General features: G+C 60.2%; 7 protein-coding genes and 1 pseudogene. 4 read left to right on the forward strand and 4 right to left on the reverse strand.

The annotated features are described in order from the left end of the window. The first annotated feature begins 196 nt into the window (after positions 1–196). From F8S13_06455 to F8S13_06470, 4 genes and pseudogenes are all read left to right on the forward strand, one after another. Entirely contained in the window at positions 197–3,412 is a 3,216-nt protein-coding gene (locus F8S13_06455) for an efflux RND transporter permease subunit (GenBank protein KAB8144508.1), read from the forward strand. Next, positions 3,409–4,872 carry an HlyD family efflux transporter periplasmic adaptor subunit gene (locus tag F8S13_06460; protein ID KAB8144509.1) on the forward strand — a complete coding sequence of 488 codons (1,464 nt, stop codon included), beginning with the start codon at positions 3,409–3,411 and terminating at the stop codon, positions 4,870–4,872. The genes F8S13_06455 and F8S13_06460 overlap by 4 nt, the downstream gene beginning before the upstream one ends. After that, the gene (locus tag F8S13_06465; protein ID KAB8144510.1) at positions 4,869–8,033 is read left to right on the forward strand and encodes an efflux RND transporter permease subunit; all 3,165 of its coding nucleotides are present in this window, start codon (positions 4,869–4,871) and stop codon (positions 8,031–8,033) included. Before F8S13_06460 ends, F8S13_06465 begins: the two co-directional genes overlap by 4 nt. Before the next feature lie 129 nt (positions 8,034–8,162). After that, positions 8,163–8,411 (forward strand): annotated as a pseudogene (locus tag F8S13_06470) (hypothetical protein). Between the two features lie 501 nt (positions 8,412–8,912). Here the strand turns inward: F8S13_06470 and F8S13_06475 are convergent. The 4 genes from F8S13_06475 to F8S13_06490 form a co-directional block, all read right to left on the reverse strand. After that, positions 8,913–11,834, reverse strand: a complete 2,922-nt coding sequence (locus F8S13_06475; GenBank protein ID KAB8144511.1) for an ATP-dependent helicase — start codon at positions 11,832–11,834, stop codon at positions 8,913–8,915. Between the two features lie 49 nt (positions 11,835–11,883). Continuing rightward, entirely contained in the window at positions 11,884–12,930 is a 1,047-nt protein-coding gene (locus tag F8S13_06480) for a DNA cytosine methyltransferase (GenBank protein KAB8144683.1), read from the reverse strand. 274 nt (positions 12,931–13,204) lie between these two features. Next, positions 13,205–13,612, reverse strand: coding sequence for an NUDIX domain-containing protein (locus tag F8S13_06485; protein KAB8144512.1), 408 nt, complete (start codon positions 13,610–13,612; stop codon positions 13,205–13,207). Continuing rightward, positions 13,609–13,980: a helix-turn-helix transcriptional regulator gene (locus F8S13_06490; protein ID KAB8144513.1), complete on the reverse strand. Its 372-nt coding sequence runs from the start codon at positions 13,978–13,980 to the stop codon at positions 13,609–13,611. The genes F8S13_06485 and F8S13_06490 overlap by 4 nt, the downstream gene beginning before the upstream one ends. Positions 13,981–14,031: the final 51 nt, after the last annotated feature.

The following is a 14,031-nucleotide window of genomic DNA, read 5'->3' on the forward strand; positions in this document are numbered from 1 at the left end:
CCATTAGGGGGGGTTTCCCTACCTCTTTTTGAACACCAGCGCCGCGGCGCGCCCGCCCGGCCACAGCCCCCAACAAAAGAGGGGTTGCATTCCCCCCCCAAGGGTGGGAGACGCACGACCGCCGCCGCTTTACCATGCAGTAAGGCCGCTATCTAGCCTGCGGCGCTCGCCACCGACCACCGCACGAGGGAGAAGCATGCGTACAGCACACCCCGCCATCAGGCTCGATGGGATGCCGCTCGCCGACACATCGATCCGCCGCCCGGTGGGCGTGACCGTGCTCGGGTTTCTGGCTGTGGTCATCGGACTGCTGGCCTACAGCTCGCTGCCGGTGGACTACCTGCCCGATGTGCCGATCGCCACTGTCTCGGTCTCGCTGCGCTATCGCAACGCCGCCCCCCAGGTGATGATTGACCAGGTGGCGCGGCCTATCGAGGACCAGATCACCACGATCAGCGGCATCAAGCACCTCACATCGATTGCAAACGAGGGCACCGTGCAGCTGGTGGTCGAGTTTCAGGATGGCGTGCAGCCCGAGGCCGCGCTGCAGAACGTGCGCGACAAAGTCAACGCGGCCCTGCCCGACCTGCCCGCCAATGTCTCCACCCCGGTCTTCCAGCAGGTCGACCCCAACGACTCGCCCATCCTGCAGCTGGCAATCACTAGCGACGAGCGCATGACCCCGCTGCAGCTGCGCTCGCTGGTGGATGAGGTATTCACGCCCGCCATCGAGCAGGTGACCGGCGTGGGCGCGGTAAATGTGAGCGGCGGGCAGCTGCGCCAGATCAACGTGTGGCTCGACCTAGAGGCCATGCAGGCCCGCAGCATCGCGGCCTCGCAGGTGAGCAGCGCGATCGCCAAGGCCAATGTGAACCTAGGCCTGGGCAGCATCTCAAGCGCAGCGCAGAGCATCGCGCTGCGCTCGCCCAGCGCCGTGGCCGACCCAGCGACGCTGGCCAGCCTGCGCATCCCCGGCACACCCTACCGCGTGGGCGATCTGGCGCGGGTGGAAGATGGCGTGGCCGAGGCCGAGAGTTACGCCCGCCTAGATGGCCGCGACGCCGTGACGCTGGCCATCCGCAAGCAGTCCGGCTCGAACACCGTGCAGGTGGCCAGCGGCGCGCACACCAAGATCGACGCCCTACTGGCCGAACACCCGCAGCTGCGCGCCGCTGTCACCAGCGACCAGTCGCAGCAGGTGAGCGCGGCGGTCAGCTCCTCGATCGAGGAGACCATTCTCGCAGTGGTGGCCGCCATGCTGGTGGTGCTGCTGTTCTTCCGCGACCTGCGCAACACCCTGGTGACGGTGGCTGGCCTGCCGATCATCATCATCGCCACCTTCGCGGCGATCTGGGCGTTTGGCCTCACGGTAAACATCATCACGCTGCTGGCGCTGTCGCTCTCGGTGGGCCTGGTGATCGATGACGCGATCGTGGTGCGCGAGAATATCTTTCGCCACCTGGAGCACGGCGAGCACCCGCTGCGCGCGGCCAGCCGCGCCACCGCCCAGGTGGCGTCCTCGGTGCTGGCCATGTCGCTCACGATCATCGCGGTATTCCTGCCCACCGCCTTCACCTCGGGCACCTCGGGCGTGCTGCTGCGCAGCTTCGGCGTGACGGTGGCCTGCGCCATGGCCATCTCGCTGGTGGAGGCCTTCACCTGGGCACCCATGCTCTCGGCCCACCTGTTCCACGGCGAGCAGAAGCAGCCCAGCGCGCAGCAGCCTGACGCCGCCGAAGCCCCCGCGCAGCCCGAGCACGAGCCGCTGCCCGACGGGCGGCTGGAGCGGGCCTACCAAGGCGCGCTGGGCTGGGGGCTGGGCCACCGCTGGGCGGTGGTGGGCATCGCCATCGCGGCCCTGGCCGTGAGCGTGGGCGTGGCCATGAGCCTGCGCTTCGCCTTCCTGCCCGCCCAGCAGAGCGACACGCTCGGTATCGGCTTCCAGCTGCCCCCCGGCGCATCGCTCGACGCCACCGACGCGCTGGCGCGCCGGGCCGAGGCCATCATCCAGGCCGACCCGGAGGTGGCCTCGCTGCAGACGCTGGTCGGCTCGACCGGCACCACCAGCAGCGGGCGCTCGCCCGAGAGCGCCACCTTCGTGGTGCGCGTGCGCGACTACCACCACGCCGAGGCCGTGCGCGAGCGGCTGCGCGGGCAGCTGGCCTTCCTGCCCGGCCTCTCGTTCAGCGCGCAGAACTACCGCGGCGGCACCAACACCGCCGCCACCAACCGCAACGTGCAGGCCCACATCCAGTCCAGCCGGTCGCTTGAGGATATGAACGGCATCGCCCAGCAGGTGGCCGCGCAGATGCAGCAGATCCCCGGCTTTATCGACATCGGCTCCAGCTACAACCTGGGTCGGCCCGAGCTCAAGATGACGCTGGACACCGACGCATCCCGCCAGCATGGCGTCACCAACACCCAGGTGGCCAGCGCGGTGCAGACGCTGATCAACGGCAGTGTGGCCACCACCCTGCAGCAGGGCGGCCAGAACACCGATGTGGTGGTGCAGATCCCCGCCGAGCGCCGCAGCGACCTGGGCGTGCTGCAGCAGATCAGCCTAGACACACCCAAGGGGCCGGTGCCGCTGGGCGAGGTGGCCGTGCTGGAAAGCGGGGAAGGCTCGACCAGCCTACGCCGCTACGACCGCCAGAACGAGATCGTGATCGGCGCGAATGTGGCCCCTGGGCAGGATCAGAACGCGCTCCAGCGCCAGCTGCGCGACCAGCTGCCCGCCCTGGGCCTGCCGCCCGATGTGACGGTGCGCTTCGGCGGCCAGAGCGAGAACCAGCGCGAGGGCTTCCAGTCCATGCTGCTGGCCATGGCCTTCGCGGTGCTATTCGTCTACGTGGTGCTGGCGGCGCAGTTCGAGTCGTTCGCCCAGCCGCTGGTGATCATGCTGGCCATGCCCTTCAGCTTCCTGGGCGCGTTCTTGGCGCTGCGTATCAGCGGGCTGACGCTCGACATCACCGCCATGATCGGCCTGATCATGCTGTTGGGCCTGGTGGTAAAAAACTCCATCCTGCTGGTGGATGTGGCCAACCAGCAGCGCCGCGCGGGCATGGCGCTCGAGCAGGCGATCATCTACGCGGGCGCGATCCGCCTGCGGCCCATCCTGATGACCTCGGCGGCGATCATCGGCGGGGCGATGCCCACCGCCATCGGCCTGCACTTCCTCAGCAGCGGCCAGGGCAGCGAGTTCCGCAAGACACTGGCCGTGGTGCTGATCGGCGGCATGCTCACATCCACCCTGCTGACGCTGCTGGTGGTGCCCGTGGCCTACAGCATGCTCGACGCGCTCCAGGCGCGGCTGGCCCGCCGCCCCGCCGCCGAATCGCCGCCCGCCGCCGAATCGCCGCCCCAGACCGCCGAACAACCCACCGCCGAAAAGTATAAGGAGCACACCGCATGAAGCTGAAATCGCTGGCAGGCATTGGGATCTGCGCCTGCATCACCCTTGGGTCGCTCACCTCATGCGGGCTGGGGCTGCGCCAGAAGACCGGCGCGCAGGCCACAGCGCAGGCCGCCGTGGCCACGCCCACCGCGCTGCCCACCGCCGCGCCGCTGGGCACCAGCATCCCCCTGACCAGCACGATCGACCTGAACAACGCGCCGGTGGCCCTGGGCGAGGTGCGCCCGGCCCAGGATGCCGAGCTGATGTTCGCGGTGCAGGGCACGGTCGAGCAGGTGCTGGTGGAAGAGGGCCAGCAGGTGAAAGCGGGCCAGGAGCTGGCGGTGCTCGACCTGCGCCCATTCGACCAGAGCGTGGCTGCGGCCCAGGCCCAGGTCGACCAGGCCAAGGCCAAGGCCGCCGCGCTCACATCCCCGCCCTCGGCGGCCCAGGTGAGCGCGGCCAAGGCCCAGGTGCGCCAGGCCGAGATCGCGCTGCGCCAGGCACAGTCTATCGAGCCTGCCGATCTGGCCGCCGCCCAGGCCCAGCAGGCCGAGGCCGAGGCCGCGCTGCAGACCCAGAAGGACACGCTCTCGCGCCAGAAGACCGCCGCCGAGGCCAGCGTGGAGAAGGCCGCCACCTCGCTGCAGGAGGCCCAGGCCAACTACGCCTCGGCTAAGAAGAACTGGGACTACGTGCAGGAGACCGGCAATGACCCGGCCAACCCCTCGGTGACGGACAGCAAGACCGGCCAGAAGAAGGCCAACAAGCTGAACGATGTGCAGCAGCAGCAGTACTACAACGCCTACGTGCAGGCCGAGGCCGGGCTGCGCCAGGCCGAGCAGGCTGTGCAGCAGGCCCAGGTGGATGCCGAGCAGGCCCGCCGAAACGAGGCCAGCGGCGTGCAGGCCGCCGAGCAGCAGGCCAACCAGGCCAGGGCCGGGGCGCAGAAGGCCCAGCTGCCCTCGGGGGCCACCACCGTCTCCATGGCCCAGGCCCAGCTTGATCAGGCCAAGGCCAGCCTGGCCATGCTCTACCCCGCGCCGAGCGAGGCCGACACGGCCCAGGCCCAGGCCAGCATCCACCAGGCCGAGGCCCAGCTGGCCCAGGCCCAGCTCGACCGCGAGAACGCCACGCTGCGCGCGCCCTTCGCGGGCGTGGTCGACCAGGTGAATGTGAACCCGGGCGACCGCAGCAGCACATCCGGCAGCGCGCCCTTCTACATGGTAGATGCGGGCCAGCTGCATGTGGAGGCGGACGTGAGCGACATCGACATCGGCGCGGTGGCAGTGGGCCAGCAGGTACACGTCACATCGGCATCCTTGATCGGCAAGGAGTACACCGGCACGGTCACCACCATCGCCTCATCCGCCCAGGTGGCGGGCGAGGTGCGCACCTACCGCGTGCGGATCGCGCTGGATGCGAGCGCGGGGCTGCGCGCGGGCATGCAGGTGCGCGTGGTCTTCGGGGGTGGCGAATGAGCGAGAAGCCCGACCCCCAGCTCCACGGCATGGCGCTCTCCGACACGGCCATCCGACGGCCCGTGCTGATCACCGTGGTGGGCCTGCTGGCGATCGTGATCGGCCTGCTGGCCTACAGCGTGCTGCCGGTGGACTACCTGCCCGACTACCAGATCGCCACCGTGGCGGTGACGCTGGAGTACGCGGGCGCGTCGCCGCAGACCATGGAGGATCAGGTGGCACGCCCGGTCGAGGATCAGCTCACCACCATCAGCGGGGTGCGCCACATCACATCCGTGGCCGACGAGGGTCAGGCCATGATCACCGTCGAGTTCCAGGATGGCGTCTCGCCCGACGCCGCGCTCCAGGCGGCCCGCGACAAGGTCAACGCGGCGCTGCCCAGCCTGCCCAGCGGGGTGGCCACGCCGGTATTCCAGCAGTTCAACCCCAACACCTCGCCGATCATGCAGCTCGCCATCACTGGCGACGGCGGCCAGACCCCGCTGGAGCTGCGCGCCCTGATCGACGAGACCTTCGTCCCGGCGGTTGAGCGGGCATCGGGCGTGGGCGCGGTCAGCGTCAGCGGCGGCCAGGAGCGCCAGATCAACGTGCTGCTCGACCTCGACCGTATGCAGGCGCGCGGCATCTCGCCCGCGCAGGTGACAAGCGCGATCGCCAGCGCCAACCCCAACCTGGGCCTGGGCAGCATCACATCCGAGAACGCCAACATCAGCATGCGCGCGCCCAGCCAGATCACCCAGCCCGCCGATGTGGCCGCCCTGCCGATCACCGGCACGGCCTACCGCGTGGCCGACGTGGCCACGGTGCAGGACGGCGTGGCCGAGGCCAGCACCTACGCACGCCTGAACGGACAGGACGCGGTGACGCTGGCGATCTTCAAGCAGGCGGGCACCAACACGGTGCAGGTGGCCCAGGCCGCCAAGGCCGAGCTTGACGCCCTGATCGCCCGCACGCCTCAGCTCCAGCTGACCATCACCAACGACCAGTCCATCCAGGTGCAGGCCGCGATCGCCAGCTCGATCGAGGAGACCATCCTGGCCGTGCTGGTGGCGCTGCTGGTGGTGCTGCTATTCTTCCGCGATCTGCGCAACACGCTGGTGACGGTGGCGGGCCTGCCGATCATCATCATCGCCACCTTCGCGGCGATCTGGGCGTTTGGCCTCACGATCAACACGCTGTCGCTGGTGGCGCTCTCGCTCTCGGTGGGCCTGGTGATCGACGACGCGATCGTGGTGCGTGAGAATATCTTCCGCTACCTTGAGCAGGGCGCGTCGCCCGTGCAGGCCGCCAGCCGCGCCACCGCCCAGGTGGCATCCTCGGTGCTGGCCATGACCCTGACGGTGATCGCGGTGTTCCTGCCCACCGCCTTCACGGCGGGCACCGCAGGCATCATCTTCAAGACCTTCGGCATCACCATCGCCTGCGCCATGGCCATCTCGCTGGTCGAGGCCTTCACCTGGGCGCCCATGCTCTCGGCCCACCTGTTCAAGGGCAGCGACCACCCCCACGACGACGAGGCCGAGCTGACCGACGAGCTAGAGGAGGCCGCCCACGCCGATCTGGGGGCCACCGCCCGCGCCTACGTGCGCGTGCTCGACTGGAGCCTGCAGCACCGCTGGGTGCCGCTGGTCGTGGCCGTGGTGGTGCTGGCCGCCAGCGTGGGCGTGGCCTTCACGCTGCGCTTCACCTTCCTGCCCGCCCAGGAGAACGACACCTTCGGCCTGGGCTTCCAGTCGCCCCCCGGCGCGTCGCTGGCCGAGACCGACCGCCTGGCGCGGCAGGCCGAGCCGATCATTCTGGCCGACCCCGGCGTGGCCGCCGTGCAGACTCTGGTGGGCGCGACCGACACCAGCGCCAGCAGCACCACCTCGGCGGAGAGCGCGGCCTTCACCATCAAGCTGCACGACTTCCACCAGGCCGACGCCGTGCGCGAGCGGCTGCGCGAGCAGCTGGCCTTCCTGCCCGGCCTGGCGCTCAGCGCCCAGAGCTCGGAGGGCAGCACCAGCACCGCCGTCACCAGCCGCAACGTCCAGGTGCAGATCCACTCCACCCGCCCGCTCGACGAGCTGGCCGCGATCAGCGCCCAGGTGCAGCAGCAGGTCGGCTCGCTCGAAGGCTTCAGCGACATCGGCCAGAGCTACAGCACCGGCAAGCCCGAGGTGCAGCTCACGCTCAACACCGAGGTGGCCGGGCAGCACGGCCTGAGCAACGCCGACGTGGCCAGCCTAGTGCAGACGCTGGTGAACGGCACCGTGGCCACCTACTGGCAGCACAGCGGCGAGGATATCCCGATCATGGTGCAGCTGCCCGCCGAGCGCCGCCAGTCGCTGGAGACGATCAACCAGATCACCATCCCCAGCAGCCAGGGCAGCGTGCCGCTGCGCTCGCTCACCCAGATCTCGCTGGAGGCCGGGCCAACCAGCCTGCGCCGCTACGACCGCCAGAACGAGATCGTGATCGGCGCGAACGTGGCCCCCGACGCCGACCAGAACCGGCTGCAGCAGGCCCTGAATACGAAGATCGCCGCGCTGGGCCTGCCCGCCGATGTGCGCGTGAGCTTCGGCGGCCAGACCGAGAGCCAGGACGAGGCCTTCGCCACGTTGTTCGGCGCGATGTGGTTGGCCATCCTATTTGTGTACGTGGTGCTGGCCGCGCAGTTCGAGTCGTTCACCCAGCCGCTGGTGATCATGCTGGCCATGCCCTTTAGCTTCATCGGCGCGTTCCTAGGCCTGAAGCTCACCAACCTGGCGCTGGATGTGACCAGCATGGTCGGCCTGATCACGCTGCTGGGCCTGGTGGTGAAAAACTCCATCCTGCTGGTGGATGTGACCAACCAGCTGCGCAAAAATGGCATGGAGACCCACGAGGCGATCAAGCGGGCGGGCGCGATCCGCCTGCGGCCCATCCTGATGACCTCGGTGGCGATCATCGGCGGGTCGGTGCCCACCGCGCTGGGGCTGCACATCCTCAGCAGCGGGCAGGGCGGCGAGTACCGCCAGGGCCTAGCCGTGGTGCTGATCGGCGGCGTGCTGGCATCAACCCTGCTGACCCTGCTGGTGGTGCCCACCGCCTACAGCCTGCTCGACTCGCTCCAGTCGTGGCTGGCCGAGCGCCTGGGGCGCAGCGCCGCCCAGCCCGCCCTGGCCACCCAGGAGGAGTAGCACAAGAGACACGTTGGCGGGCGCGGCTCGTGCGGCGCGCCCGCCCCAAGCACAAAGGAAGAACCACCATGAGAATACCGATCATAGCGCTGGCCCTGCTCGGCGCACTGGCGCTGGCCGGCTGCCGCCCAGCCGGGCAGGCGCAGGCCCCAGCCGAGACCGCCGCCAGCGCGCCCACCGCCACCCCGCCAGCCACGCTCATCCCCACCCTGGCAGCCACGCTCATCTCCACCGAGGCACCCGCCGCCGCCACGCCCGCCCCTGCCGAGACCGCCACGCCCGTGCCCGCCCAGGCCACCGCGACGCTGCCCACCCAGGCCACGCCCGCCCCTGCCGAGGCTGCCACGCCCGTGCCCGCCCAGGCCACCGCCGCCCCCGCCGCAGGCGGATCCAAGACGGCCCAGGTCGATGCGGCCACGCTCAACGCCGCGCTGCAGGCCAACCTGGCCGCCCGGCCCAACTCGCCCATCACCGGCACCACTGTCACACTCGGCAGCGGCACCATCGATATCGCCTTCACCGCCGAGCGCATGGGCATGCAGCTCACCGGCAACGCTGTCATCCAGCCCCAGGCCGCCGACTGCAAGCCCAACGCCACCGTGGCATCCGCCACCGTGGCAGGCCAGGAGCTGGGCGATAAGCTGAAAGAGACCCTAGCCGCCGAGGCCGACGCCGCCATCGCCCAGACCATGGCGCAGTACGGCGACCAGGTGTGCATCGAGCAGATCAGCGTGGGCGACAAGGCCGTGACGGTGACATACCACTAGGGGGCAGGGATCAGGGGATAGGGATCAGGGATTGGGAAGGATAAAACCTGCTCAATAACAGGTGGCCCAGGGCAGCAGCATGCCCTGGGCCGTGGTTGTTATATATCTTAACTTAGTGCTCGAATTCGCTAAATGCACGTGCTGCTTGGATCCCTAAATCTCCTGGTATATATATATCCGACGGCTGAGATTCTTCTTGAAAATCTTGTGCTATCTTCGGGCATAAAAGCTTGAAGTCACAAGAGGCACACTTACTATGATGTGGCCGCATTGGGAAATCACCTTTTAAGATGCGGTCAACAGCCCATTCAACATTAGATATAGCCGATTGGACAGCAGCATCATTAATAGGAACATCTATCCTTTGCCCATCTTTAAGTAAATGGACTGCTCCCGTTTTAGCTTCTTCTCCTAAGACATCTCTTGCTGCCTTAGCGTATAGCTGCACTTGTAGAGCTAATTCAGTCCAATGCAAATCTTCATTTTCTTCAGGATTATCTCCTCCTTCCATAGCTTTGAAATCAATAACTCGTGCATCTACTATTTTCTCACCCTGATCTAGTTTTAGCAGAAGATCTATAGAACCAGATATAACTGCTTGCATAACAGGAACTTCAAATCTCACCTCCACTTCTCTTTCCTGAGAAAAGTCATCTACAAAATCTTCAACATACTTTCGAACTATCTTACATGCGCTATCCTGAGCACGCTCATAACCCCCAGGTCTATTAACTGGATCATTACTAGGAGGCACATGCTTAAGATGAAATATTTGTCTAGCAATCTCTTCAGCCTCATCTCCCGTTGGAGATGTTTGCAAAAAGATTTCATGTAATTTTTCTACAGCCGTGTGAACAGTCTTACCATAACCAAACAACGTGGGAACAGGTGGGCTAAAACCAAAACTCTTACGAAACTGATAGTCTTTAGGACAACGCAGATAATATTTAATATCCGAATAACTTGTAGGGACGACTGTCTCATCAATTCTAGGAATAGGTAAAGCTGGTACCAGTCCCAAAGGGAGTTGACTGGGATCTTTACTAATTTCTATATGTTGCAATCTTGAAGCAAAAGGTGAAGGTCTCCGGACCAATTTCCCAGCCGGTAATAATTCACTCCCTGTTACATATAAGAACCGCTCTGCTCGCGTTAAAGCTGTATAAAATAATCTTGCCTCCTCATCCGGGGACCCTTGATATGCACCTCGCTGTAGAGCTGGCTGTATCACTTTCTTAGGAAGATAGCCATCATATTTACGTATGCTATTAGGAAATCTTTGGCGCTCAACATCAACAATAAAAGTAACAGGGTATTCTAATCCTTTTACCTTATGAACAGTTGCAATAGTAACAGCATCAGGCCTTTGAAGAACATCATCAGTCGATGTATCATATCCTGTCTCAGCGACATTATTAAGGAAATTTAATATCTCTTGAAATCTTTGCTTAGTATCTATACTTATATATACAGACTCTACATCTTGTATCATTCTACTAAATACGCCCAAATCCCGCATTTTAACAGAGTCTATTCTTGTCTTTTGGATACCAAATGCTTGTAATAATTCATGCACTAATCTCTGTGGATATACACGTCTACGGCTACCTGAAGTCACAGGGGCATGTATCAATCTTCCCCATTCAGCAAGAATTCGAGCAAAGTCACCGAAATCAGCAAAAGGAAAAATTGGCACAACTTGATTATTAAAATGGTCTAACGCAGTTTGGCGATCTGGCGATTTTTCTCGCAGCAAATTGAAAGTCTCACGTAATACGTTTACTTCAGGACGTTCAAATACCCCTCCTCCTGCTTCCAAAGTAAAAGGGACACGTAAAGCCTCAAGAGCATCTGTAAACGCAGCATGACGTGGTCGCTGATCCCCTTCTAATGAACGAGTCGAACGCATCAAAATGCTAAAATCACCAGGAGTTAGGCCTCTAACACGGCCATGATCTTCATATGCTGAGCCCAATAGACTCATGATTCTCTCGGCTACCCAAGTAGCCTCATCAGCCCTGGTTTGAAACCAAAGGTTTCGAAAGTCTCTTGGCCCATTAGGAGTATCAGCAGATGGATCTTTTGTAATTCTTGTAGGCCCTAATTCAGCAGCAGCAAATAAATCTGCTGTATGAACTATCGCCGGTGTACTTCGGAAATTATGTGAAAGCCTATAGCGTTTACACTGTGAATATCGCTGTTCAAATGTCAATATATTAGTAACATCAGCCCCCCTCCAAGAATATATTGATTGATCATCATCACCTACAACAAATAGAGTGTCTGAACGCTTATGTAGCTCTTTGATCAAAGTTTCTTGAACAGGATTAACATCTTGATATTCATCAACCATTAGATGTTTAAGCTTTACAATTGCTCGATTTGCGTCCGTACCATTAATCTGCAATAATTTTACAGCCCTATTAACTATCAAAGAAAAATCTATAAATTGATCTCGTTCAAGCTGATTTTTTAGTACCTGAAGCAAATCACCTAATTCTCGATCCTCTTTCTTAATGATATCTATTTCCAACATCTCATCATTCATTGTTTTCCAAGCATCAGATACCTTTTTTATAGTATCGAAATATCCGTTTTTATTACTATTTCTACTCCTAATTTGATGAATACCAAGCTTTGGGTATCTAGATATCAAATAAAGTATCAATCTATTATCATCTAAAATATCAAATTGTCTATATCTAGCATCCATATCCCCAAGAATCTTATGACAATATGAATGAATAGTACCAATATACATTGCACCTAATATAGTCGATGGCAAACCAGAAATCTCTAAAGCTTTAGCAACTTGGCGCTTAATGGACTCAGCAGCTTTCTCTGTAAACGTAAACGCAACAATATCAGACGGTAAAGCACCTTCAGCTATTAAGCGTGCAATGCGAAAAGATAAAGTGCGAGATTTACCAGAACCAGCACATGCTAGACAAAGTATCTCGCGAGATGTATCTTTTGCCGCAAGATACTGCTCATCTGTAAGGTTATTTCGAAGTACATCATTGATATCAGCCATATGCTACCTCCGTTAATCTCTAAATAAATTATTCACGAGATAAAAGTTATTACTTATTATACAGATGAAGCACTATCTCTTTTGCCTGACGCTTAATAAATTCAGGAGGTAGCGCATTACCTATCATCTCAGCAGCATATTGCTTCCCTCTCCTAAGGGAAAATATATAGTTTATAGGAAAAGACTGTAATAAAGCAGCTTCTCGCAAGGTTATTGCCCTATTTTCTTCAGGATGAATAAATCTTCCTTTTGAAGGATTATAGCAACCTCCCGTAATAGTAGGTGCTACTGAATCCCAAGACATTCTTCCATAAACATCATTAAACCCTTTACACTTCTTATGACAATCAAGTTGATCCTCAAGGGGAAGGCTACTCCTGCTACCTCCATCTTTAGGTATCTGCTGTATGATCTTTATGACTTTCTCGCTTCTTCTCTCTGGTAAATCATGCAAAGCATCTCCACTCTGACCAGCTTTAGGAAGCGAACCTATTACAGATCTTACAGTAATATATTTAATTTCTTGTACTGCAAATGGTATAATACCAAACCTACTAGCAATTAATATCATACGACGTCGACGTTGTGGTACACCATAATCTGCGGCATTAAGAACACGAACACTAGAGGTATCTACTAGATAGCCAAGCTCTCTAATTCTAGACAGAAACCTAGACATGCGCTCATCAGAAGCTAATTCAGGAACATTCTCAAGCATTATAGTTTTAGGCATAAAAGCTTCTACAAATCTTAGGAACTGAAATATTAAGTCGTTTCTGTCATCAACTACCTTGCGTGAGCCATTTAATGTCCTCATTGACGAAAATCCTTCACACGGGGGACAGCCAGCAAGCAAATCCAATTGTCCAGATCGAATTTTAAGTTTCTTTTTAACATCTTCAGGTTTTAGACAACAAATGTCAGTATTCCAGACCTCAACCTCAGCATGATTAGCCTTGTATGTTTCGGCAGCAAGAGAATCTATCTCCACAGCACCTATAACTTGAAATCCAGCAAGTTTCAAACCTAGGGTTAAGCCACCACAACCAGAAAAAAGATCAATAGCTCTGAGTTTTCTTCTTCGATTTGTTGTCATCATATATTGTATCTCTAGAGGGTAGTACGTTAATTAATAGATCACTAAATATCTTAGTCTTTAATAGACATAAGATATTTAGTGGCTATAAAAAAGTAGCAGATCGATATTGCTTACTTTAACTGTACTAGGCACTGATGTCAAGACTGAGCAGGAATTTATTAGCCTATTTACTAGGTGCTAAGCTACATGAAGAAGACAGGTCTTGGGGGACCTCACAAGTTACCTCTATACACCCCCGCGCCCGTAGCGAGCGCGGGAACCGCAGTGCGCCCTACGCCGCGCCGAACATCCCCAGCGGGTAGCGAATGCCGCGCCGCGCGTCGGCCAGGATGCGCTGCAGCAGCGCGTCGTCGATGGCCTCGATCTCGGCGGGGGACAGCCAGCCCAGCGCGGCCACGCCGGGGGCGGGCGTGGAGTGGCCGGGGTAGATGTAGGCGCTGAACACGAACAGCAGCTGGCCCGCGCCGCTGTAGATGCCCACCAGGTTGGCCAGCGCCACCGGCACGCCTGTGGCCTCCAGCACGGCGCGCTGGGCGGCGCGCTGCACATCCTCGCCCTGGGCCAGCGCGGCCTGGGGCAGCGCCCACGCGCCGTCCTCCTCGCGGCGCACCAGCAGCACGCGGTCCTCGTTCGGCAGCACCACGGCGGCGGCGACTGCGGTCATATATGGCTCGCTCATAGCTCGGCGCTCCTCTCCATGCACTGCGGGGCGCGGGTGGCCTGCACCGTAGAGCGGTACTGCTCGCCCCAGTCGCGCATCAGCAGCAGGATGGGGCGCAGGCTCTCGCCAAACGGCGTCAGCCGATACTCCACGCGCGGCGGCACCTCGGCGTAGACGGTGCGCGTGATCACGCCGTCGGCCTCTAGCTCGCGCAGCTGCAGGGTGAGCATGCGCTGGGTGGCGTTCGGCAGCAGCTTGCGCAGCTCGCCGAAGCGCTTCATGCCATCCAGCAGGTGGTAGAGGATGACGCTCTTCCACTTGCCGCCGATGATATCGGTCGTGGTCTCGACCGGGCAGGCGAACTGGCAGTCGTAGATCTTGCCCATGTTCTTCCTATCTACGCGCAATAGTATCAAAATAGGTACTACTGCACAAAA

Source organism: Chloroflexia bacterium SDU3-3 (assembly GCA_009268125.1).
In the GTDB taxonomy this organism is placed as follows: Bacteria; Chloroflexota; Chloroflexia; order Chloroflexales; family Roseiflexaceae; genus SDU3-3.